Genomic DNA, 21,930 nt, shown 5'->3' on the forward strand with positions numbered 1-21,930 from the left:
GGCAGTCACAAGTGGCCCGGCGGGAGGCCGGGCCCAATGCACGACAAACCTGGATCGCCGTGGCCGCCCGTGCCAGCCTTCGTGCATGGTAACCACATATGGGAGTCGCGACCTTGACCTGCTCGCGCTGGCTGACGCGCTGCATTTCAGCGATGAGGCAGCGGGTGCCGCGCGAAGTAGCATCGGAAAAGATGAACCCTTCGGCGGGATTCGGCGTGACCTCGTCGACCCGGAACGAGGCAATTCTTCGCGGACACCGGCCCCGGCCACCTCGATGCGCTGTAGCGCGAGGGGGCCTGGCACACTACCAGCGGCTCACAACAAGATCGCCTGCTGCAAAAGTTCCAGCGCTTTCAATTCGTCCAGGCGACCCGTGCGTGCCTTACCTGCCAGCGTCTTGAGCAATGCTTCCGCTATCGGTTCGATACCGAGAAGGTTGTCCAGGCTGGTCACCGAAGCGACCGGGAGGGGTACCGGTTTTCGCGGCGATATTGCGGAGGTGGGGAACGACTCCAGGGTTGCCGGTGCGGCTGCCGGGGCCTCACCATGACTTTCTTCCGGTGAGCGACCGGCAAGGTCGTCGGGAAGATCACTGACCGGGTCCTGCAGGCTGACGGCGATCGTGTCTTTCTCTCCTGAGACATCCGCCGACACAGGTGAGGGGCTTTCCGAATCGCCCAGGGCGCGGGTCCGCCCGCGTCCCTTGTGCGCCTTCGCATCGGCGGACTTCCCTGGCACGCCATCGTTTGTTACGGGCGCAAGCGGCTCGTGTTGTTGAGCCGAAACGCGACCACGCGGAGTAGGGGCGAGCATACGCGATACCGACTCCGGAATCTCAGCTTCGGAGCGTGGGGCGTCTAGCCAGCCAACTGGCAAACCAAGGCGCTCCGTGAACCGGTTTGCTTCGACACTGTCCATGCGCTTCTTGCCATGTAGCCGATGGGCCATGTTGGATCCACTCATCGCCATGACCACACCCAGTCTTGCTTTCGATCCGTTGCGACTCGTGAGAACGTGAAGGTTAGCGCGCCGGATGTTTTCTACCTCCGCGCCATCGTTCAGTGCCAGCGGTTGCTGTTGGGTCGTTTCAGGCGACGTTTTGTCCTTCGATGGCGAAGCTTTTCGCGGCGCATGAGGTTTGGTCTGTCCGGCCGTTTCGCTTCGACGATTCTTGACGGCCGTGGGCGATCCGGCAGTTGCTTTCTTCGGCATGTGTGCTTCCTCGGACAAACTATTTTCAAAAAGGGGTTGCTGGCCGACGTCCAGGGCAGAAGCCGGCTCCAGTGCTTCAGACACGTCGTCTGCTCCGTCGTCTGATTGAATGAGGTCGAGCGGTGACTTCAGACGCGCGATGGTCTCGGCCGAGAGCCCAGGATTGGGCTGGTCAAAAAAGCCATGCGGTAACCCAAGCGTGGTTTCCATATGAAAGGCGGTCTCTGGCGTGAACCTCTCGCCCTTCAGGAGTTCGGCCACGCGCGTCATGCTGGATTCAAGTGCTATCGCGATATTCTCCGCGCCTACCGCATCGACCAGAAACTGAAACGATCGTGTTTTGAAAATGGAGGCAGACTGGGTGGAGTCTCGGGGAGGCGCCTTCACATACGGTTGTCTCTGCCGGTTGGGCGGAGATTGCTTTTCGTGGCGAGGTTGGCGTTGGCCGCTGTCCCGGGATCCCGCATATCGCCCGCGGGCTTGACTCATAAAGTAGTGCTCCATGCAATCGTTGGCATCGTGAGTTTGCCATTATAGACAGCACGTCTCTCGCCCCTGCACGACGCGCTCGACGACGCCGGCGGCGCGCTACAGGGCTATGAAGCTTGCTCGCCCTTGCGGCCGCCTCGATGGCGCAGCTGGACCACCGAAGCAAACTGGAGCGAAGCTTCTGATGCACAGTACACGCACCTGGCCACCGGGAACGCGCTGACCGGGTCGTGCGTGTCCTATACAAAAGCGTGCACAATCGCGCGTCATGAATTACTCACGACCTCGACTTTGCCGTGTCGGTATGGGCGAGCTCTCGTAACCTTGCCCTGGGACGGTACGCATGCATGGACTTGCAGCGCGGCTCTCACTTCTTCACGTGCTCCTCGTCTGCGAGCCCAAAATATCCCCTTCGGCCTTCGAGCCATGTGATTTCCCCGTCGTGGTCCTGGAGCGCGGTTAGCTCCACTTCGGTCAGATCAATAACTTGAAGACCACCGAGTTCGTGGAACTCGTCATCCGTCTCATGAAACTGCTGCACGCGAACTTTGGGCATTGCGCTCTCCCCGTGTCGTGAGTTGATTCTATTCATCCCCCATGTTTTCTGCTGGCTTTTTATTGTTCCTCCGTCCCTATAAGGATGGCCGCTGCCGCCTGACGTTTGCCTGTATAAGGTCGGGGGAAATTCGCCGAAAAATATCCCGCAAGGCGCCAAAAAAACAGCCAGCGACAACTGGAAGCTCGCCTGTCACATTGCTTAAAGTAAGAGGACGATAGCCGTCCATGTTAAAAATTTCTATCGGCTTATTTATTAAATTAGGTATGCATAATGACAGTCGAGAGGTGGAAATCGAGACGAGCAAATCCTGACAACTAATTCAGATATTTGATATATGAAAACTGATACGACTTTCCTTGTCAAGCACGATCGGTTTTCAAATTTTTTCGATTAGGTATTCGAATTTCCTGAGGGCGACGTAGAAGTAAAACCGACGGTGGATCACACTTCTATGAGCGTTGCTCTTGTCAAGATCGCTTTTTCCCGAACTTTCATAACGTGACTCCGGTCGGACCGGTCGGAAGTCGCCGTTGCGCTCGTGAGAAGAACCAGCATCTCACCACCTTCTATCCGCTGTCGTGTCACCAGCCTTATCCTGCATGCGCATTACGCCGGAATGTTTTCCGGGAACATGCCCCATCTGAAAATATTCGGTTGCTTCAGCAACCCAGCGTGATCACGGGCATGTTCACTCCAACCGTGTTTTCTACTTAACCGCCTGGCTAAACCTTTACCTCTTTCCTGCGAAGCCTGAGGGGGACTTAAGCTGACTTAAGGTGCGCACCTTCGGGAATGACTCCATCTTTCAGGTAGCGCCACAACGCAATGGCAAGACGTCGCGCTACCGCAACGATGGCGATGCGTCGTGCGCGTCGGTTCGGTCCCGTGCCCTGTGTGCGTTGGTCGAACCATTTCGCTAATGCGCTGTCAGGCTGGTAGCGCAGCCAGGTCCATGCGATCTCGATCAGCAGCGCGCGCACCCGCCGGTTTCCCTGTTGGGGACGGCCATCCAATGCCTGGACTGCTTTCACAACGGAGGCCAATAAAACCCGACACCCCCTGAACGGGCCAGTTTAGCAAACCGACGGTTTCGTTTTAACCTAGAGCGGAAGGCGGTACGGTACCAATTGTCAACAATCTACCCGGCCAGCCAACCGATCGCTTGTGGCCGACAAGAGGCGGTCCGGGTCAGCCTCACCCGGCACCCACAGGACAAGTTTGACGGAATGAAGTCGCTTGGCTTGGCGACGAGCGGAAGCCATTGGAAGGCTTTGGTCTCGTGCAACTACTGGCCACTCCGGGGGCTAAAGGTGCGAGGAAATACAGCTGGCGTCTGCCGATCCGCAAGGCGATAGCCCACTGCCGGTCGATTCGATTCCCCGGCGACATATCCAGCTTCCTTCAGGAAGCTTGCAGCAAGCATCCGCGTGCGAAAGCCGCTTTTATCGACCGGCCGACCGAGCACGACCTCATACATGCGCTGAAGCTGCGGTAGCGTGAAAGGCTCCGTTAGCAGGAACGCCGGCAGGGACGTGTATTCGACCTTGCTGCGCAGCCGCTCGACCGCAGCCTGAAGAATGGTGTCGTGGTCGAACGCAAGTCCGTCCTTCTGAATTACTGAATCGACAGCGAACCATGCCACTTCAGCGGCATTGGCCCCCTTCGCGAGCGTGACGTCCTGGGCGGGAATCAGCGCGAACCACACATGTGTGGCGGACCAGGCACGCGGATCACGCGTCGCGCTGCCCCAACTGCCTAGCTGCTCCAGATACGGACTCTTCACGCCGGTTTTCTCGAACAGCTTGCGGCGCGCGCAATCCTCGAGCGTCGCGTCGACCGCCACGTCAACGAAGCCGCCCGGCAGCGCCCAGCGTCCCGGAAACGGCTCGCCAGCACCGGCGCGACGCTGGACCAGCAGAACCTGCAACGCGTTATCGATCACCGTGAAGATCACGACATCGACGGTTGTATAGGGCTGGGAAAACTCACGTTCTTTCCGTGCGCGTTTTCCGGATGTGGATTTCGTGTATGTCATGGCAAACCTGAAAAGCTTGACGACCCTCATTCTAGGTTGTATTGTACAACTCGTGCAAGTTGCACTGTACAACCGAAGCAGGGAGCACAGCATGTTGGGCATCCGATTCATCAAGTCACAGCCGACCGTTCACCTCATGCAGTTCCGCGCTGGTCAGATGGTGCGCGAAGGCGCGGGCCTGTCGTTCTTCTACTACGCCCCCGCGTCGACACTGGTCTCGGTGCCGGTTGCCAGCCAGGATCGTCCGTTCATCCTCGAACTGGTCACCGCGGACTTCCAGAGCGTCACCGCACAGGGGCAAGTGACATACCGCATTCGCGACCCGCGCCGCACGGCCGCGATGATGGACTTCTCGCTCGGCAAGGACGGCCGGACGTATGTGTCCGACGATCCGAAGCGGCTCGGAGATCGCGTCGCAATGCAGGTCGAGGTGATCGTCCAGCAGACCGTGCAGGCACTGGATCTGAAGCAGGCCTTGCGTGCTTCGGCGGCGATCGCGCAGACAGTTCAGACAGGACTCGCGGGGCAGCCCGAGATCGAGGCACTCGGCCTCGAGATTCTGGGGGTCTCCGTGATGGCTGTGAAGCCGACACCGGACATTGCGCGGGCCCTCGAAGCCGAAGCGCGTGAATCCAACCTCAAGGCGGCCGACGATGCCGTCTATCTGCGGCGAATGTCGGCCGTGGAGAACGAGCGCGCGATCCGGCAGAACGAACTGGACACTGACATCGCGGTGGAGCAGAAGAAGCGGCAGATCCGCGAAACGCAGATGGAGGCGAAGGCCACGTTGATGCGCAAGGAAAACGAACTGCGCAACGAGCAGATGGCGTCGGACATCGAACTGGAGGAAAAGCGCAAGGCGTTCGTGGCCGGGCAGGCGCAGAACAGCCGCACTCTCGCGGAGGCCGAAGCGCACCGGCTCGCAGCCGTCATGCAGGCACTCGAGAATGCCGATCCGCGCATCGTCAGCGCGCTCGCGTCCGCAGGCATGCAGCCGGGGCAACTGATTGCTCAGGCATTCGGCGGCATCGCGGAACGCGCGGAGAGAATCGGGCAGCTCAATGTATCGCCCGACCTGCTCCAGGGGCTGATCGGTGGCGGCGAAAGGAAGGCAGCGTGAATATGGAGTCGCGCAAAGTCGTGCTCGTGACGCGCCGCACACGCTACGAAGATCTCATCGCACGGCACCACACGCTCGCGCAGGCGAAGTTCTACATCGAGCACCTCGGTGCGGACTTCTCCGACTACCTCGCCGAGCATGCCGCGTACGCGCGCAGCCTCGATCTGACGGTCCGCGCGCTCGAAGACTGGGGCCGCTACCAGATCGTTGATCGAAGCTACCTGCCTAATTTCATCTTCGCACCCGACGACATCGTCGTGGCGCTCGGGCAGGACGGGCTGGTGGCGAACGCCATGAAATACCTCGATGGCCAGCCGCTGATCGGCCTGAATCCGGAACTGAGCAGGTGGGATGGCGTGCTCTTGCCGTTCGAGCCACCTGGCCTCAGGACCGTGCTCACGGACGTCGCCAGCGGCCGCCGTCCGACGAAGGCGGTCACAATGGCGGAAGCGCGGCTTTCGGATGGGCAGGTGCTGCGCGCCGTCAACGATCTGTTTGTCGGGCCGCGCTCGCATTCTTCCGCGCTCTATGAGATCGAGCTGGGTGGGCACCGCGAATCACAGTCGTCGTCGGGCATTATCGTGTCCACGGGCCTTGGTTCGACCGCGTGGATCAAGAGCGTGGTGACAGGGTCGATTGGCGTGATGCAAGCTGTGCAGGGATTCAACCCAAATTTCAGGTATCAGCCCCAGCCCTGGGACAGCCCTCAACTAACCTTCGCCGTGCGGGAGCCGTTTCCGAGCCGAGCATCGAAGACCGAGTTGGTATTCGGCCATGTGAGCGCGGGGCAACCGCTGCGCTTGCGCTCGCGTATGCCAGAGAACGGTGTCATCTTTTCCGATGGTATGGAGGACGACTATTTACGCTTCACGGCCGGAATGGAGGCGACAGTGACCATCGCTGCGACACAGGGCTGTCTGGTCGTTTAGTAATCTTCGACGCGCAGGTTTGCGTGGAATGTCCAGCAGCAAGTCGCATGGTACATTTGTCCAAGTTCGACCCACAAGAGACCTTCGACGTTATGTTCGACGATGGTCCGTTCACGGAGGCGCATCGGACATTGGGGAATATCAGGACGAGCGCCTTGCCGCAGAAGAATCGAACAAACAAACGGCTTTACCTATTCAAAATCTAACCGTGACGCATGGCAAATGCCACGTGTTCAGAAAGGCGAATATCTGCCCCACAAGGTCAGGTTCGCCTGTTTGGCGTAGCGGTTCGGAGCGGCCGCACAGCCCCGTTTTGTAAGGTTTAATTCAGGGATGTACCCCTCCCGGGTTAACCGATCGACGTGATTATTGAAATCAACGGCGAACCGCATACTTGTCCTCATTCGCTGACAACATCGACGGAGGAAAGTGGAATGGTAGGGGACAAAAGGAAAGGACTGAAAACGGCCTGCGCGGCGCTCGTACTGAGCGGGCTCGTATGGCACGGCATGCCGGGCGCACAGGCCGAGGACCAGGTAGTCAACGTCTACAACTGGGGCAATTCGATCGGCAAGAGTACGGTCGCGAACTTTGAGAAGGTCACCGGCATCAAGGTCGTGTATCAGGAGTTCGATTCGAACGACACGCTTCAGGCGAAGCTGCTGGCGGGCACCTCCGGTTATGACGTCGTGGTGCCGTCTGACTACTACTGGGCGCGTCAGTTGCAGACCGGCATCTATCAGAAGATTGACCGGTCGCACATATCGAACTACCCGCTACTCGACCCCGAGATCATGAAGACCCTCGCGAAGGACGATCCGGGCAACCAGTATGGCATTCCGTGGTCGTGGGGCACCGACGGCCTCGGTATCAACGTCGAGAAAGTGAAGGCCCTGCTCGGCGACGACGCTCCGCTCGATAGCTGGTCGCTGCTGTTCGACCCGAAGTACGCGCAGAAGCTCAAGAGCTGCGGCATCTCGATCCTCGATTCGCCCTCCGACGCCTTCACCGCCGCCCTCATCTACCTGAAGAAAGACCCCAACTCGGATAATCCGGCCGACATCCAGGCCGCCTATGAGGCGGTCAAGGCGATCCGCCCGTACATCTCGCAGTTCAACTCGAGCGGCTACATCAACGACCTCGCGGGCAATGACATCTGCATCGCACTCGGCTGGTCGGGTGATGTCAACTCCGCGCGCATCTCCGCCGCCGACGCCCACAAGCCGTATCACGTCAAGTACCTGATTCCGAGCGAAGGCACGCCAATCTGGTTCGACATGATGGCGATCCCGAAGGACGCGCCGCATCCCGATGCCGCGCAAAAGTTCATCAACTTCGTGCTATCGGAGAAGGAGAGCGCGGCCCTGACCAACGACACGTCGTATCCGTCCGCGGTGCCATCGTCGCGGCATCTGGTGCGTCCCGAGGTGCTCGCCGACCCGGCCGTGTTCCCCCCGCCTGAGGTGTATCGCAAGCTGGTCATCAGCAAGCCGATGACAGCGCAGCTGAAGCGTCTCGAGAACCGTCTTTGGGCGAAGCTCAAAACCGATTGATCCTGCCACTCGTACTTTCTCCGCGCCCGGCCGAGCGGCCGGGCAGGAGTTGATCGATCCGAATATCGCTCAGGGAATCAGCAGTTCGCGACACCCATCATGATGTTCGACGCGCTCACCCGGGAACGGCAGGCGCTGATCGTCGCGATAATTGTAGAGCGCTCGCGCTGCCGCGATTTGCGCGAAGTCCAGTTCGACGGCGTGGCGGCTCTCCTCGCGTCCCGCTTCGAACAGCATGCGCCCGAACGGATCCACGGCTGCGCTGCCGCCCGCAAACGTGAGGTCCCCCCTGCCTTCGCCGACCCGGTTCGCCATTACGGCGAAGACCTGGTTTTCCTGGGCGCGCGCCATGATGGCCGTGCGGTGGACGTGGCCGAACGGTTCCATGTTGCCATTCGTCACGAGTAACAGCTCTGCGCCAAGATCGATGAGCGCGCGTGCGCTCTCGGCAAACTCGATGTCGTAGCAGATCAGCAGGCCTAGGCGCACGCCGCGCCATTCGACCGTCGCGTATCGATCGCCGGGCAGCACAACGCCATGCTCGGAGACCCACAGGTGCGTCTTGCGATAGCTGAGCGCGACGCCCTCCGGCGTAACGAAAACCGTCGTGTTGTAGAACTGGCCGCGATCGTGCTCGATCAGCCCCGTCACCACGGCGACGTCGTGCTCGCGCGCGGCGTCCTTGATTGCGCGAATGCTCGGGCCGTCGAGCGGCTCGGCCAGCGCAGCAAGCTCTTCGACTTCGAGAAAGCCGGTCATCTGGGCTTCAGGGAACAGGACGATATCGGTGTCTGCGGCGCAGGTGGCGATTGCCCGTAACGTACGGTTCAAGTTGTAGACCGTGTCGCCGTCGCGACCGGCCAGTTGTACGATTTCAATCTTCATGGTTGGACCTTTTTTGGTGAGCGGATCTTTTCCCGCATACTCTTGAGCCTTCGCCCAGGGGCGAATTCAAGTATGACTTTTGCCGCCGCTTTTAATAATCACGTCGATTGGTTAACCCGACGGGGGTACGCGCATGAATCTCACCTTGCAGGACGTGGCGTGGCACCGGTCGGTCGGCCAGCTCATCGAGTGTGTCGATCGTCCGGGCTTCTGGCTTGCGCTGACACGACACTTCGACGAGTACGTGAACGTTGACAGCTGGGTCGCGCTGCTATTCAGCAACGGCCGCCCGCACGTGTTCGCCGAATCGCAGTATGAAGGCGACGGCTCGGATCCGCTCTTTAACGACTACGTGAAGGGCCTGTATCTGCTGGATCCGTTCTATATTGCCAATCGCGAGGTGCTCAAGAGCGGGCTCTTCCGTCTGTCCGATGTCGCACCGGAGTGTTTCGACCAGACCGATTACTACAAGCTCTATTTCACGCACAACGTCGTCTCGGACGAGGTGCAATACAACGTCCAGCTCGACGACTCGCGCACGCTCTGTCTTTCGCTCGGCCGCAAGAAGCGCTTCAGTCCGGAGGAGATCGCCCTGCTCGACCTGATGCGGCCCTGGGTGGCCGCGTTGATGCGGCAACGGATGTTCTTCGAAGGAGTACTTGCGGAGAAAAGCGCCGCGCCGCAGACGCCTCAGTGGCAAGGCAGCCTCGAAGAGGCGATGAAGCAGCGCGGCACGCCGCTCACGGCGCGCGAGCTGGATGTCGTCAGACTGATGCTGAGTGGCCGCTCGAACAAGGAGATCGCGTACAAGCTCGCGATCTCCGCCGAGACGGTGAAAGTCCACCGCCGGAACGTCTATGGGAAGCTCGATATCAAATCGCAGTCCGAGCTTTTCTCGCTTTTCCTGAAGGCACAGATCGAGTCGTAGCGATCGGTCCGCCTAGCCCGTGCTGCGTACGCCCTCGCCGCACAAGCAGGTCCGGGCCACGCGGGAATGTCCCTTGTCCGGGCGGGCTTTGATCGCCTACAACCTGATTCGGCGTGAGATCGCCAATGCCGCCTTTGAAGCCGAGCTCGCGCCGACGGATATCAGCTTTGTGCGTGCAGTCCACACAATCCAGCACGAGATGATGTGGGCCGCCGTCACACCGGCCTTTGCCAAATTGCCCGCATGCCTTCAACGACTGCGGGAACGTCTCAAGGCATTGCCAATTGAAAAGCGACCCGGTCGCGCGTGCGACCGAGTCGTCAAATCACGCCCACACCGTTACACCGTTCGGTACCTCAAAAAAGACCTTAACTGAACGGCATTAGGGGCGTGACGGTGTTTTTTCACGGCGGCGGCTTCGTGATCGGCAACCTCGACACGCATGATCACGTGTGCCGCGATCTATGTGCCGGAAGCGGCGCCGCCGTGATCGCGGTGGACTACCGGCTCGCGCCCGAGCACCGGTTCCCGGCCGCAGTGAACGACAGCCTCGAAGCCGTGCGCTGGATCGGGCAGCGCGCCGAAGCGCTCTCGATAGACCCCGCGCGTATCGTCGTGGCCGGTGACAGTGCCGGCGGCAATCTGGCCGCCGTGACCGCGCTGCGGATCCGCGACGAAGGCGGACCTGCATTGCGGGCACAGGCGCTCGTCTACCCAGTAACCGACTACCATACGCCGCCGACGCGTTCATACATCGACAACCAGTCGGGCTATTCGCTGACCCGCGCGGCGATGATCCGCTTCTGGAACGAATATGTCGCGAACGAACGGGGGACACGCCATCTGCATGCATGCCCGCTGCGTGCAGCATCGCTGGCGGGGTTGCCCCGCACGCTCGTCGTCACGGCGGAGTTCGACCCCTTGCGCGACGAGGGCGAGGCCTACGCCAACCGCCTGTTCGACGCGGGCGTGCCGGTCACGCTGTGGCGCTACGACGGGCTGATTCACGGCTTCTTCCGCATGGGCCTCGTATGTGCAAAAGCGAAGGAAGGGCTGTTGCGCTCGGCCGCCTGGATACGCGACGCGATGGAGCGATGATGCAGGACACGGCCATCGCGCTCACACGCGCTACTTGCTTCATGGATTTGTTTGAGGTCCGAATGGAAACAATGGAAAACATCGGCTTTATTGGGCTCGGTCAGATGGGCGGTCCGATGGCCGAACGCCTGCTCGGGCGATCGTTCCGTCTGCATGTGTACGACCCGTCGCCTGTGGCGCTGGCCCCGTTCGCGGCGGGCGGCGCCATCGTGCACGATTCGCCGCGCGCGGTGGCTGACGCGGCCAGCATCGTGTTCGCCTGCCTGCCGGGCAGGGACGTGTCGCTCGCGGTGGGCCTCGGGCCGGACGGCGTCGTGCACGGCTCGGCAATCCGTCTCTACGCGGAAATGTCGACGATCGGGCAGGATATCGTCGAGCAGATAGGTCGTGCTCTCGCGGAAGAGGGAATCGGCATGGTCGACGCGCCAATCTCCGGCGGTGGGCCGGCAGCACGCGCGGGCACGCTTGCGATGCTCGTGTCCGGCGCGCCGGACCTCGTCGAGCAGGTGTCGCCGCTCCTGTCGCTTATCGGCAAGGAAGTGTTCGTCATGGGCGAGCGGCCGGGCATGGCGCAGATCATGAAAATTGTGAACAACGTGATCATGGCGACGAACCTGGTCGTGTGTTCCGAAGGCCTCGTAATGGGCGCGAAGGCCGGTCTCGACGCCGACATGATGATGCGCTTGCTCGACGCTGGAACGGCGCAGAGCTTCGCCTGCTCGAAGATGCTGAGCCGGGCAGTATCAGGGCAGTTCGACTACGGTGCGGCGCTCGCGATCATCGAGAAGGACATGTCCCTCGGTCTCGACGAAGCGCAGCTGCTGAACGTCGCGTTGCCGACGATCGAACGCGCGCGCGACGTCTGGCATGCCGCCTACAATGCCGGACTCGGCAGAGACGATTTCACGTCGATCCTGAAGTTCGTTGCCGATGAGAACGGCACGAATGTGAGGGGGCGCGGCGTGTGAAGTGGGGCGCCTTCGATGGCGCCCCGCGCGCGCAACGCAGCGAGATCCTTGTTGCGCGACGCCCTATCGCCTCGCGTTCAGGATATCGAAAATCCTCCGTCGATGGCGAAGATCTGGCCGGTCGTGGTTTTCGACTCGTCGCTCGCCAGGTACAGCGCGGTCATGGCGACTTCCGTCGGTTCGATGAGGCCGAGCAGCTGGCGCTCGCCGGTCTTGTTCACCACGCCGGGCTGCGTCTCCAGCAGACCGAGCACGCGAGCTGTCTTCGTGACGGCGGGCGCGACCGCGTTCACGCGGATGCGATGCGGCGCATACTCCACGGCCATCGAGCGCGTGATGGCGGATATCCCGCCCTTGGCGGCCGTGTACGCGTCTTTCCCACGCGTGCCAACCAGCGCGAAGACCGAACTGCTGTTGATGACTGAGCCGCCGCCACTTTTCATCATTGCCGCAATGCCGTGCTTGCAGGTAATCCACGTTCCGAACAGATCGAGCCTGACCGCACGCCAGAACTCGTCGGCGGGGCAGTCCGTCACTTGCGCGTCTATCGAGGTTGAGCCGCCGGCGTTGTTGTACAGCACGTCAATACCGCCCGCGTAGCGCACTGCGGCGTCGATCGATTCACGCACGCTGTCCTCGCTCGTCACGTCGGTACGAATGAACTGCGCCCGGCCGCCAACTGCGTTGATGGACTCTGCGGCGAGCTGCCCATTTTCCTCATTGAACTCCGCAATGATTACGGTGGCGCCTTCGTGCGCGAAAAGTTGCGCCGCGGCCCGCCCGATGCCAGTGCCCGCGCCGGTTATGTACGCGATCTTGCCTGCGAGTCGTCCGTTCCCATTGCTCATGCTGCGTCTCCGATCGTTTCACTGGAGGTTTCGACCTGCGCTTCGCCGTTCGTGGTCAATACGAAGCCCGGGTAGCCGGCGGCCGCGATGTCGTCGCATTTCTTGCGGTACGTGCCGTGGCCACCGAGATACGGCAGGAATACGTGCGCCTTGCCCGGCACGTTCGCCCCGATGTACCAGGAATTCGCCTTCATATAGAGCGTTTTCGACACGACGTCCTGGACGTGCTGCATCCAGCCTTCTTCGGCTTGATGGTCGGCATCGATCCGGCGGATACCACGTTCGCGCATGTGGACCATGCACGCGGTGATCCAGTCGACATGCTGCTCGATGCTCATCGACATGTTTGCGAGCGGGCCCGGGCTTCCTGGTCCCGTGACCGTGAAGAGGTTCGGGAAGCCGCTGGTGACGAGGCCGAGATAGGTCTTTGCGCCGCTTGCCCATTTGTCGGCCAGTTGGCGCCCTCCGATGCCGCGGACGTCGATATGCGTGAGCGCGCCCGTGAGTGCGTCGTAGCCGGTTGCATAGATCAGGCAGTCAAGTTGCTGCAAGCCTTCGCTCGTGACGATGCCGTCGGGCACGATGCGCTCGATCGGTGTTGCCTTCAGGTCGACGAGCGTCACGTCCGGGCGATTGTAGACGCTGTAGTAGGTGTCGCCGAGACACGGACGTTTCGTGCCGAATGGGAAGCCGCGCGGCATGAGCTTTTCTGCTATTTCTGGGCTCTTCACCGTCTCGCGGATCCTTCCGCGGATAAATTCGGCCACTGTGTCGTTGGCTTCCTCGTTCGACAGGATGTCGCCGTAGCACATGCGAAAACCCAGCAACTGGCTGTTCTCCCACGCGTTCTCGTACTTCTTTCGCCGCTCCTCGGGTGTGGCGTCGAGCGCCGATTCCACCGGAAACGGCACGGCAATGCCAAAGCGCGTGAGCCGGCTGACCGCGCGGCGTTCCGCATAGGTGGCACGCACGCGCTCACGCATCTCGGGTGTCAGGGGATGATTCTTGGCGGGCACCACGTACACGGCCGTGCGCTGAAATACGCTCAGATGCTTGCATTTGCCAGCAAGCGCCTGAATCACCTGAATGCCTGACGAGCCGGTGCCGATCACACCGACGCGCTTGTTGCTGAAGTCGACATCATGATGCGGCCAGCGGCCCGTGTGGTAGCTTTCGCCCCTGAACGATTCGATGCCCGGAATTTCTGGCGGCTTCGGCACGGAAAGCACGCCTGTCGCCGGCACGAAGAAGCGCGCCTTCGTGGTTTTGCCGTCGGAGGTCGTGACGACCCAGAGGTTCTCGCGTTCGTCGAACACGGCCGACTCGACCCGGGTGTTGAACTGGATGTGCCGACGCAAATCGAAGTGGTCGGCGACGTGGTTCAGATACTTCCTCAGCTCGGATGACGTCGGATAACGCTCGGGCCAATCCCATTCGTCCTGCAGTTCCGGCGAAAACGAATACGAGTAGTCCCAGCACTCGAGATCGACGCGCGCGCCGGGATAGCGATTCCAGTACCACGTGCCGCCCACGCCGTCGCCCGATTCGAATGCCTGCAGGCGAAAGCCTGCGTCGGTCAACCGCTTGATCGCGTACAACCCACCAAAGCCTGCGCCGACGACAACGGCGTCCAGAACGTTCGACTCCTTTTTCATGGCAGTTGTCTCCTGTGTACCGGAGTGAGTGCTTCTGCACTGACTCCGGTCCCATGCCAGATGGTTGGTAAAAATACTTCTCATGCCGGGTTCCATTGAATGGCACGCGGGATTTCACGGCAATGGGAACGAAAGGGCTTTGCCGTACTTTGAAATCGGTGTTTTACCCTGCGTGCAACGACGAAGCGCACGGTGGGCGCGGAGTTGGCGAGCGTGCGTCACGAGAAATTTCAAAGTACGGGAGACGATTCGCGCGCGCGTTGACATAGCTTGCGGTGGGCGGTCATCGTTGGCGCGTCGTCACGAAAAGAGCCGTTCACCATGTCTACTGCACTGCAACGTCTTATCGACAAGGACCAGATTCGCGATGTGATGCTGCGCTACGCGCGCGGCGTGGACCGGCGCGACTGGGAACTCGTCCGCTGCGCATTCTTCGAGGATTGCACCGACGATCACGCGGACTTCAAGGGCCGTCGCGACGATTTCATCGAGTGGGTCAGGGAGCGTCACGACAGCCCGGGATTGTTGAAGTCCACGCACTTTCTGGGCAACTGTCTGGTGGAATTCGCCTCCGACACGATCGCGGTGGTTGAGACGTACTTCGTGGCACGGCTCGAGATCGCGCCCGAGGCGAGCGGCCACCGGACCATGCTCGACGCGAAGCATCTCGAGAGCCCGGGGATCAGCCGCGTCGAGGTCTTCGGGCGCTACGTGGACCGCTTCGAGAAACGTAACGACGAATGGCGCGTCGCGCAACGCCGTACGGTGTTCGACGCGATGCAGTCTCATCTCGTGGAGGCGGCCGGCAGCGCGCTGAATTCTGCCTGGACGCTGGGCCGGCGCGATCCACAGGATCCCGTTTTTCTCTTGCTTGCCGATGCGGGGTTGCGCGAGGCGGGGGGGCGCTGATGGCAACACGCAGAAATGTTCTCGTAGTGGGCGGGGCAGGAGGAATCGGTGCCGCCTGTTGTGCCGCGTTCTCGTCGAACTGGGTGCCGGTCGTCGCCGACCGGGACCTGGAAGCCGCCGAACGCGTGGCAGCGGAGACCGGTGGCCGCGCGTACGGGCTCGATGTTGGCGACGCCGGGCGCATCGAGCCGTGTATCGAACGGATCGAGCGCGAATGCGGCGATATCGACGGGCTCGTCTTAGCGGCTGGCGTGATACCGCGGGCCCAAGGGCCGCAGCAGACCGACATCGAGAGCTGGGATCGCATCTTCGATATCAACACGCGCGGCGCCTACGCCGTATGCCGCGCGGTCGGCCAGCGCATGGCGGCGCGGGGGCGGGGCAGCATCGTCCTGCTTTCGTCGCTCGCTGGCATGACCCCGACGCCGCATCTCACCTACGGTCCGTCGAAGGCAGCGCTCATCAACCTGACGGGCGCGCTGGCGGTGTATCTCGGCCGCAAGGGCGTGCGCGTTAATGCGGTGTCGCCGGGGCCGGTACGCACGCCCGTGATCGAGGCGAGCTACGCGCGCGGAGAGCGTGATCCCACCGTGATGGCAAGGCAGACCGCGCTCGGGCGCGTCGTGACGCCGGCCGAAGTGGCCGGGCCGATCGAATTCCTGCTCTCCGATGCGGCTTGCGCGATCACGGGCTCAAACATCGTGGTGGACGCGGGCGCGATTGCCGCGCTCGGCTGGAATCTGTTCGGGGGCGCGGATGCGGTGCTTGCCGCGCTTCAGGCTGAAGGTTAGTGGGAGAATCGGCATGAGCCTCGATCGCGAATCCCGCGCATTCATGGAGAAGCTCGCTTCGTCGGCGTCGAAGCCGCGCCATCTGATGACGCCTGGCGAGGCTCGCGCCGCCTTCTCGAAGATCACGGCGATCCTCGCGCCTGGCCCCGAGATGCGCGAAGTCGTCCCGCTCGACATTCCCGTCGAGAACGGAGCGCTGCGCGCGCGTCTCTATGTGCCGAATGAGCATCCACAGGCGCTGCTCATCTATTTTCACGGCGGCGGCTGGGTGGTGGGCGGCATCGACGAATTCGATCCGCTGTGCCGTGAAATTGCCACCGGCGCGAGTGTTGCCGTCGCGCTCGTCGAGTACCGGAAAGCGCCCGAGCACCCTTTTCCCGGACCGGTTCAGGACGCATGGCAAGCGACGCAGTGGCTCGCCCGAAAGCGGGCGGAATTGCTCCCGGCCGATGTACCGCTCTTCGTAGGCGGCGATAGTGCAGGCGGCAATCTGGCGATTGCAGTGACGCTGTTGGCCCGCAAAACCAGAACTGTATCGATCGACGCTCAGTTGCTTGTTTATCCCGTGACCGACTGTCTTTTCGAGCGGCAGTCATATGCAGATCCGAATAATCAACTGCTCACCAACCGCGAAGCGATGAAATGGTACTGGGCACACTATGCGCCGCAGGATACGGCCAGGCAGTCGAGCCTTGCGTCGCCGCTGCGTGAACCCGAGCTCGACGGATTGCCAGAGGCAATCGTCGTCACGGCCGAGCACGACGTATTGCGTGACGAAGGTGAGGCGTACGTTGAGCGTCTTACCGGGGCCGGTGTCCCGGTACATCATCTTCGCGCGGCAGGCCAAATGCACGGCTTTCTGATGATGATTGGCATTCTCCCCGGAAGCCGTGACGGTCTGGCGTTCGTTTGCGGCCGGCTTCGGGCGCTAGCGGCGCGCTCAAGGAGCGGGGCCAGGACACAGGCGGAGTAGAATGAGGGCGCAGGACCAGAACACGGTCTCTTATGCAACGGAGGCTGAGGCAGACATGCATTCCGGCAGGTCCACGACGCCGCATACCCGTGCGAGGTCACGCAATGGTCCGCATGGCGTCGATACCGCGTGGCCGAAGCCACCGCAGGAAAGGCGGGCGGATAGCCAGGCTATGGTCATGCCACTCGCGCGCGGCCTGTCGATCCTCTCGGCATTTGCCCCCGGGAGGATGTGGCTCACCAATCAGGAGATCGCTCAGGCAACGGGTATTCCCGCGCCGTCTGCGCTGCGACTGCTGCGCTCCCTGGTGGCTCTTGGCTATCTTCATCATGACACGTCGAGCCGTAAATACGCTTTGGCGCCTGCCGCACTGGCGCTGGGCTATGCTGCGGTTGCCGATCCCGACGTCCTCCGGCTGGCGAGCGAGGAGATGCGCAAGTTCGCCGAGGCAACGGATACGTACGTGCTGCTCGGCACCCGGGACAGACTTGACATCATCGTGCTCGATACGCAGAGAGGCAGCCGGGCCGTGCTGGACTTGCGGCTATTGCCGGGCGTGCGCATGCAGATTGCGTATTCACTGATGGGCTGGGCTCTGCTCGCGGTGCTCCCGGAAGAAGAGCGTCGGTATTTGCAGGGCCAGGTAGAGGGCAAGGCTGGAGGGGCATGGCCACCTTCGATCCGGCGCAGAATGAGCGAGAAGATTGCGCAGGTGCATGAACTGGGTTTCGGCATGCTGCATGGCGACTGGGAACCGGAGCTTGCTTGCGTTGCCACGCCCGTCTCCATTCCCGGCCGCCCCCCGCTGGTGCTGGGCTGCGTGGGCCGCACGGCGCGTATGGCGCAGGTGCGCATGGAGATGGAACTCGGGCCGCGGCTTGTCGCGACAGCGCAGGTCCTGCAGGAGCGCTTGCCTGCACGCCGGTGAGACCGCACGAATCCTGAACCAGAACATCCGCCACCGGCTGACGCAAACGGGATCCTCGATGCCTCGCCCCACTCAAGTCACCTTGACGCTCGACCGCGGTCTCCAGATACTGCGGGCGTTTCATGCCGATCGCGCGCCGCTGACGAATGGAGAGCTGGCCAGCCGCACCGGGCTATCGCGCTCGTCGGTTTCCCGTTTCACATCGACGCTCATTCACGAAGGTTATATTCGGCGAGTTGCGGGCGGCCCTCAATTCGAACTGACGATGGGCGTGTTCGCAATCGGCCAGTCGTACCTGGCCACCAGTCTGGTCACGCAATTGGCCCAACCTCTGATGCAACGACTTGCAGACCGACTCGGCGTCTCTGTCGCCCTTGCCGTGCCGGATCAGTTAGATATGCTCTATATCGCATACCAATGCGGCGCGCGAATATCGACGCTGCAACTGGGTGTCGGCTCGCTTTTGCCAATGGGAACGACCGCAATCGGCAGGGCCTGGCTCGGCGGGCTGTCCGAGAGTATGCGGGGGCGCTATATCGCTCGACTGCTGGCGGCCGCCGGCCCCCACGCCGAGGCTCTCAGGGCAGGCATCGAGACGGCCCAGGAGGATCTCCGTTCAGATGGCGTTTGCATGTCGGCAGGGGAATATCAGCGAAACGCTTATGGTATCGCGCTGCCGATCCGGCTCCAGCGCGCTCAAACATTGATGGCGTTGAGTTGCGGTGCGGTTGAAACGAAACTGGATATCGACGCGGCTAGAAACCGGATTGTGCCGGAACTCAGACAGACCGCGGTCGAGCTCGAGTCGCTACTTTGCGAGGTCGAGTTCAAGGCGCCGTAGCGGAGCGCAAACTGTTACACGGCCGCTTTGCGCTGTCACGCTGCAACTGAGCGCCACGGATCTGCCCGATCGACGAGGCTGCAGTCAGCGTACCGGGCTATCGTCGTAGCGGTGCGTCCTCTGTGCACACAGCCGTTCACTCCCAGTGGCTGTGCGAACGCTCCTTCCCTTACTCTAAGCGGGTCGCCGCCGACTCCCCGAAGTACGGAACGTTTCGAAGAGCGTCGTTGACCGTCGTATTTCCGATTGTTCTAATCGACGGAAATGACGCGAGCCATGGACATTCGAATTCCTGTTCCGGAATGCCGCGCCCGCGAATACATGCACGCTTTCCAGATTATTTGGTTAGGCATCCTATTTGTATATGAAGTATCGGAAAGCCTGCAATACAGGCTTTCGTGCGCGATTCGAGTGGAGGTCCAACACCAGACTGAAATGGCTTGTGCTCCCGTACTACGGGTTTGGAGCGATTGCCATGGAACCGGAAGCCTCCGGATTGAGGGATTCCTCCTTGCCATGGCGTCAATGAAAAAAACAAAACGATTTCGAAATCAAGGAGACAGACATGAGTTCGTACGGCGTATTCAGGTTCGCACTCAAGCGAATCGCCGTTCTGGTGGCAGTGTCGTCGTTGCCGGTCACTGTGTGGGCACAGTCCAGCGTGACGCTCTACGGCGTGCTCGATGCGGGCCTGATTTATACAAACAAGTCGTACAACCCGGCGACCGGGCAGAACGGCGGCAAACAGTTCGAGATGATCAGCAGCGGGTTTGAGCCGTCCGTGTTCGGCTTGAGCGGACAGGAGGACCTGGGTGGCGGCATGAAGGTGAAGTTCAAGCTGGAAAGCGGGATCAGCCTTTCCAACGGCGGCTTCGACAACACCACCGGGGGGCTGTTCGGCCGCCAGGCGTGGATCTCCCTCGCCAGCAACGCAGGAGAATTGAAGGCGGGCTTGCAGTTCTCGCCGTTCATTCTCGCGCTCTATGATTCCGACCCGCGCAGTATGGCGCAATTCGGCAGCAACATCACCGTCTACGCCAACAACACCTTCACCGGAACGTTCGTCAAGAATGCAGTCAGCTATACCTCGCCGAAGCTGGCAGGGTTTACGGCGAGTCTCCTGTACGCGCTCGGCGGCGAAGCCGGAGATTTCAAGGCGGGACGCCAGTATTCCGCCAGTTTGAAGTTCGAGGGCGCCGGGGTGCTGGTCAACGCAGCGATCTTTGACGCGAGCGCGGGCAACGATGCGACCTTGAACGGCACGCTGTTCGAGGTGCCGCTCATCGCGAAGACCTTTGGCCTTGGCTACACCATCTCGTCCTTTACGGTGAAGGGCTCGTTTACCAACTACAAGGCGCCAGCGACCACGCTCAATGGCCTGGTGGGCGGTGGCAATCACGATGTCTGGAACCTCGGCGCCAGTTACTACGTTACGCCGGCGCTCAACGTCAACACAGGCGTCTGGTACCTGAGGGACCCGCATGACTCGAGCACCCACGGGTTGCTCTTCGCGCTGGGCACGCAGTACTCGCTGTCGCGGCGTACTTCGTTGTATGCGCAGGTCGGCGTGACCAATAACCACGGCCGGTCCACACTCGGTCTCGACGTGGACGGCGCGTTGCAGGGGGCGCCCGGCACGACGGTCGGCGGTGGGGTAGGGATTCTCCACAAGTTCTAGCCGCGATGCCTGACCATGAGGCGTCGGGCTGCCCGCGATTCGCGCAATTCGAATTCTGGAAAGCACCGCTTCGAAATCTGCCAGTTGGACGGGCGATTTTGCCTCCCTATAGTGGGTCTAACCCAAAATCATAAATACCGCACGGCCAGCGTGGCCGTGAGAGGACAGGAGACAACGTGAACGATTCGTCTGCACAAACTGGAAGGCGTCTATTAGTCGTGCTGCTGTGTTTCATGACCATAACCGTGGACGGCTATGATCTCATCGTCTATGGCGCAACCGTTCCGCGCCTCCTCGCGGAACCCGGCTGGGGACTCGATGCAACCGGCGTTGGCATGATTGGAAGCTGGACGCTGGCGGGACTGATGGTGGGCCTCGTCGGCGCCGGGCCGCTCGCGGACCGTATCGGCCGTCGCAGACTCATCATGCTGGGTGTGCTGTGGTTTTCCGTCGGTGCGCTCTTCTGCGCGCTCGCGCATTCGCCGTTTGCCTTTGGCGTGGCGCGGTTCGCAACCGGCATCGGGCTCGGCGGCGTGGTCCCGTCTTCGGTGGCGCTGAGCGTCGAGTACGCGCCCAGCAATCGTCGGCAGCTTTACAGTGCGCTCGGGCTCACCGGCTACGCGTTCGGCGGCGTGATCTGTGCGCTGCTCGCCATCGCGCTGCTCGAAAGCCACGGATGGCGCATTCTCTACGCCATGGGCGCGCTTTACGTTCTGATTTTGCCGGCGATGTATTTCTTCTTGCCCGAGTCCGCCAGTTACCTCGTCGATCGCGGCCGCACAGATGAAGCGCGCGCACTGGCGTCCCGCTACGGCATCGACTTCGATCAGGTTCTGCAAGAACAGCAGCATGCGCATCATTCGCATCCGGCCGCACCTCGTGTGCGGGGCCTGAGGCTCATGATGTCGCCGGAGTGGCGCGCGGCGGTGCTGCTGTTCGCGCTGATGGCCTTCTGCATGCAACTGGTCGTCTATGGTCTCAACGTGTGGCTTCCGCTATTGATGCGCAAGTCCGGCTATCCGTTGGGTTCTTCGTTGCAGTTTCTGCTGGTGATGCAGTTCGGCGCGGTATCGGGCAACCTGTTCGGCGCATGGCTTGCCGATCGAATGGGATCGAAGAAAGTTCTCATACCGTTCTTTCTCGTCTGCGGGCTCTCTTTGCTCGTCCTGAGCCAGAAGCCCGGCTACGTCTGGCTGATGCTCGGCGTGTTCGGTGCCGGATTGGGCTCCATTGGCTCCTCCACGCTCAGCTATGGCTATATCGCCACCTACTTTCCCGCATCGTGCCGGGCCTCGGCCATCGGCATCGCACAGGGCCTCGGGCGTATCGGCGCGATTCTGGGACCGATGGTGGGCAGCTGGGTGATCGGCGCGAAGCTGGGGCCGCAATGGAACTTCTACACGTTTGCGGTGCCGGCGGTGCTGGCGGCCGTGGTCGTCGCCCAGATTCGGGAGACCGCGCCGCCGCGCGTGTCTTACGCGGACGCGTGAAGAGTCGGCACGGAGCGCATCGGTGGGCGGTGAAACCTGTG

At 61.5% G+C, this 21,930-nt stretch carries 19 protein-coding genes and 2 pseudogenes; 14 read left to right on the forward strand and 7 right to left on the reverse strand.

The features are described from left to right. Positions 1-315: 315 nt before the first annotated feature. The 4 genes and pseudogenes from EYW47_RS22955 to EYW47_RS22970 form a co-directional block, all read right to left on the reverse strand. Positions 316-1,701, reverse strand: a complete 1,386-nt coding sequence (locus EYW47_RS22955) for a hypothetical protein (protein WP_133197132.1) — start codon at positions 1,699-1,701, stop codon at positions 316-318. Positions 1,702-2,068: 367 nt separating this feature from the next. After that, entirely contained in the window at positions 2,069-2,257 is a 189-nt protein-coding gene (locus EYW47_RS22960) for a hypothetical protein (RefSeq protein ID WP_133197133.1), read from the reverse strand. A gap of 764 nt (positions 2,258-3,021) precedes the next feature. Continuing rightward, a pseudogene (locus EYW47_RS22965) lies at positions 3,022-3,252 on the reverse strand (IS110 family RNA-guided transposase); the annotation flags it as partial. 293 nt (positions 3,253-3,545) lie between these two features. Further along, positions 3,546-4,295: an NUDIX hydrolase gene (locus EYW47_RS22970; protein WP_133197225.1), complete on the reverse strand. Its 750-nt coding sequence runs from the start codon at positions 4,293-4,295 to the stop codon at positions 3,546-3,548. Here EYW47_RS22970 and EYW47_RS22975 point away from each other — a divergent pair. From EYW47_RS22975 to EYW47_RS22985, 3 genes are all read left to right on the forward strand, one after another. After that, complete coding sequence (locus tag EYW47_RS22975; RefSeq protein WP_240763865.1) at positions 4,294-5,415, forward strand: SPFH domain-containing protein; 1,122 nt, start codon at positions 4,294-4,296, stop codon at positions 5,413-5,415. The genes EYW47_RS22970 and EYW47_RS22975 overlap by 2 nt on opposite strands. A gap of 2 nt (positions 5,416-5,417) precedes the next feature. Further along, a complete protein-coding gene (locus tag EYW47_RS22980) occupies positions 5,418-6,344 on the forward strand; it encodes a diacylglycerol kinase catalytic domain-containing protein (protein WP_240763877.1) in 927 nt (308 codons plus the stop codon). Between the two features lie 434 nt (positions 6,345-6,778). Then, entirely contained in the window at positions 6,779-7,897 is a 1,119-nt protein-coding gene (locus EYW47_RS22985) for a polyamine ABC transporter substrate-binding protein (RefSeq protein ID WP_133197135.1), read from the forward strand. Between the two features lie 69 nt (positions 7,898-7,966). Here the strand turns inward: EYW47_RS22985 and EYW47_RS22990 are convergent, their stop codons facing one another. Continuing rightward, positions 7,967-8,782: a carbon-nitrogen hydrolase family protein gene (locus EYW47_RS22990; protein WP_133197136.1), complete on the reverse strand. Its 816-nt coding sequence runs from the start codon at positions 8,780-8,782 to the stop codon at positions 7,967-7,969. Positions 8,783-8,915: 133 nt separating this feature from the next. On the opposite strand from EYW47_RS22990, the gene EYW47_RS22995 reads away from it, so the two are divergent. The 4 genes and pseudogenes from EYW47_RS22995 to EYW47_RS23010 all read left to right on the forward strand — a co-directional run bounded on the left by EYW47_RS22995 (position 8,916) and on the right by EYW47_RS23010 (position 11,776). Continuing rightward, positions 8,916-9,710, forward strand: coding sequence for a LuxR C-terminal-related transcriptional regulator (locus tag EYW47_RS22995; protein WP_133197137.1), 795 nt, complete (start codon positions 8,916-8,918; stop codon positions 9,708-9,710). Between the two features lie 85 nt (positions 9,711-9,795). Next, a pseudogene (locus tag EYW47_RS23000) lies at positions 9,796-10,086 on the forward strand (IS4 family transposase); the annotation flags it as partial. A 14-nt stretch (positions 10,087-10,100) separates the two neighbouring features. Beyond that, a complete protein-coding gene (locus tag EYW47_RS23005; RefSeq protein WP_240763866.1) occupies positions 10,101-10,808 on the forward strand; it encodes an alpha/beta hydrolase in 708 nt (235 codons plus the stop codon). Positions 10,809-10,870: 62 nt separating this feature from the next. Continuing rightward, the gene (locus tag EYW47_RS23010) at positions 10,871-11,776 is read left to right on the forward strand and encodes an NAD(P)-dependent oxidoreductase (protein ID WP_133197138.1); all 906 of its coding nucleotides are present in this window, start codon (positions 10,871-10,873) and stop codon (positions 11,774-11,776) included. Positions 11,777-11,853: 77 nt separating this feature from the next. On the opposite strand, the gene EYW47_RS23015 is transcribed toward EYW47_RS23010, so the two are convergent. Together EYW47_RS23015 and EYW47_RS23020 are read right to left on the reverse strand one after the other, a co-directional pair. Beyond that, on the reverse strand, positions 11,854-12,624 hold the full coding sequence (locus EYW47_RS23015; RefSeq protein WP_133197139.1) for an SDR family NAD(P)-dependent oxidoreductase: 771 nt from the start codon (positions 12,622-12,624) through the stop codon (positions 11,854-11,856). Continuing rightward, positions 12,621-14,279, reverse strand: coding sequence for a flavin-containing monooxygenase (locus tag EYW47_RS23020; RefSeq protein WP_133197140.1), 1,659 nt, complete (start codon positions 14,277-14,279; stop codon positions 12,621-12,623). Before EYW47_RS23020 ends, EYW47_RS23015 begins: the two co-directional genes overlap by 4 nt. A gap of 321 nt (positions 14,280-14,600) precedes the next feature. On the opposite strand from EYW47_RS23020, the gene EYW47_RS23025 reads away from it, so the two are divergent. The 7 genes from EYW47_RS23025 (at position 14,601) to EYW47_RS23055 (ending at position 21,889) form a co-directional block, all read left to right on the forward strand. Further along, a complete protein-coding gene (locus tag EYW47_RS23025) occupies positions 14,601-15,188 on the forward strand; it encodes a nuclear transport factor 2 family protein (protein ID WP_133197141.1) in 588 nt (195 codons plus the stop codon). Continuing rightward, a complete protein-coding gene (locus EYW47_RS23030) occupies positions 15,188-15,979 on the forward strand; it encodes an SDR family NAD(P)-dependent oxidoreductase (protein WP_133197142.1) in 792 nt (263 codons plus the stop codon). Before EYW47_RS23025 ends, EYW47_RS23030 begins: the two co-directional genes overlap by 1 nt. Before the next feature lie 151 nt (positions 15,980-16,130). Then, entirely contained in the window at positions 16,131-16,952 is an 822-nt protein-coding gene (locus EYW47_RS23035; protein ID WP_240763867.1) for an alpha/beta hydrolase, read from the forward strand. Between the two features lie 178 nt (positions 16,953-17,130). Continuing rightward, positions 17,131-17,880, forward strand: a complete 750-nt coding sequence (locus EYW47_RS23040) for an IclR family transcriptional regulator (protein WP_240763868.1) — start codon at positions 17,131-17,133, stop codon at positions 17,878-17,880. An 82-nt stretch (positions 17,881-17,962) separates the two neighbouring features. Beyond that, a complete protein-coding gene (locus EYW47_RS23045; RefSeq protein WP_338117837.1) occupies positions 17,963-18,721 on the forward strand; it encodes an IclR family transcriptional regulator in 759 nt (252 codons plus the stop codon). A 565-nt stretch (positions 18,722-19,286) separates the two neighbouring features. Next, positions 19,287-20,399: a porin gene (locus EYW47_RS23050; RefSeq protein ID WP_133197145.1), complete on the forward strand. Its 1,113-nt coding sequence runs from the start codon at positions 19,287-19,289 to the stop codon at positions 20,397-20,399. Positions 20,400-20,575: 176 nt separating this feature from the next. Further along, positions 20,576-21,889 (forward strand): MFS transporter, encoded by a 1,314-nt coding sequence (locus tag EYW47_RS23055; RefSeq protein ID WP_133197146.1) that lies wholly within the window; start codon positions 20,576-20,578, stop codon positions 21,887-21,889. Positions 21,890-21,930: the final 41 nt, after the last annotated feature.

The organism is Paraburkholderia silviterrae, assembly GCF_004353915.1.
Lineage (GTDB): Bacteria > Pseudomonadota > Gammaproteobacteria > Burkholderiales > Burkholderiaceae > Paraburkholderia > Paraburkholderia silviterrae.

Coding starts and splice junctions, on each gene's coding strand:
- EYW47_RS23040 (WP_240763868.1), top strand. CDS start 17,131: ATGCCACTCGCGCGCGGCCTGTCGATCCTCTCGGCATTTGCCCCCGGG.
- EYW47_RS22980 (WP_240763877.1), top strand. CDS start 5,418: ATGGAGTCGCGCAAAGTCGTGCTCGTGACGCGCCGCACACGCTACGAA.
- EYW47_RS22975 (WP_240763865.1), top strand. CDS start 4,294: ATGGCAAACCTGAAAAGCTTGACGACCCTCATTCTAGGTTGTATTGTA.
- EYW47_RS23025 (WP_133197141.1), top strand. CDS start 14,601: ATGTCTACTGCACTGCAACGTCTTATCGACAAGGACCAGATTCGCGAT.
- EYW47_RS22985 (WP_133197135.1), top strand. CDS start 6,779: ATGGTAGGGGACAAAAGGAAAGGACTGAAAACGGCCTGCGCGGCGCTC.
- EYW47_RS23020 (WP_133197140.1), bottom strand. CDS start 14,279: ATGAAAAAGGAGTCGAACGTTCTGGACGCCGTTGTCGTCGGCGCAGGC.
- EYW47_RS22970 (WP_133197225.1), bottom strand. CDS start 4,295: ATGACATACACGAAATCCACATCCGGAAAACGCGCACGGAAAGAACGT.
- EYW47_RS23030 (WP_133197142.1), top strand. CDS start 15,188: ATGGCAACACGCAGAAATGTTCTCGTAGTGGGCGGGGCAGGAGGAATC.
- EYW47_RS23010 (WP_133197138.1), top strand. CDS start 10,871: ATGGAAACAATGGAAAACATCGGCTTTATTGGGCTCGGTCAGATGGGC.
- EYW47_RS23035 (WP_240763867.1), top strand. CDS start 16,131: ATGCGCGAAGTCGTCCCGCTCGACATTCCCGTCGAGAACGGAGCGCTG.
- EYW47_RS22955 (WP_133197132.1), bottom strand. CDS start 1,701: ATGAGTCAAGCCCGCGGGCGATATGCGGGATCCCGGGACAGCGGCCAA.
- EYW47_RS23015 (WP_133197139.1), bottom strand. CDS start 12,624: ATGAGCAATGGGAACGGACGACTCGCAGGCAAGATCGCGTACATAACC.
- EYW47_RS22990 (WP_133197136.1), bottom strand. CDS start 8,782: ATGAAGATTGAAATCGTACAACTGGCCGGTCGCGACGGCGACACGGTC.
- EYW47_RS23050 (WP_133197145.1), top strand. CDS start 19,287: ATGAGTTCGTACGGCGTATTCAGGTTCGCACTCAAGCGAATCGCCGTT.
- EYW47_RS22995 (WP_133197137.1), top strand. CDS start 8,916: ATGAATCTCACCTTGCAGGACGTGGCGTGGCACCGGTCGGTCGGCCAG.
- EYW47_RS22960 (WP_133197133.1), bottom strand. CDS start 2,257: ATGCCCAAAGTTCGCGTGCAGCAGTTTCATGAGACGGATGACGAGTTC.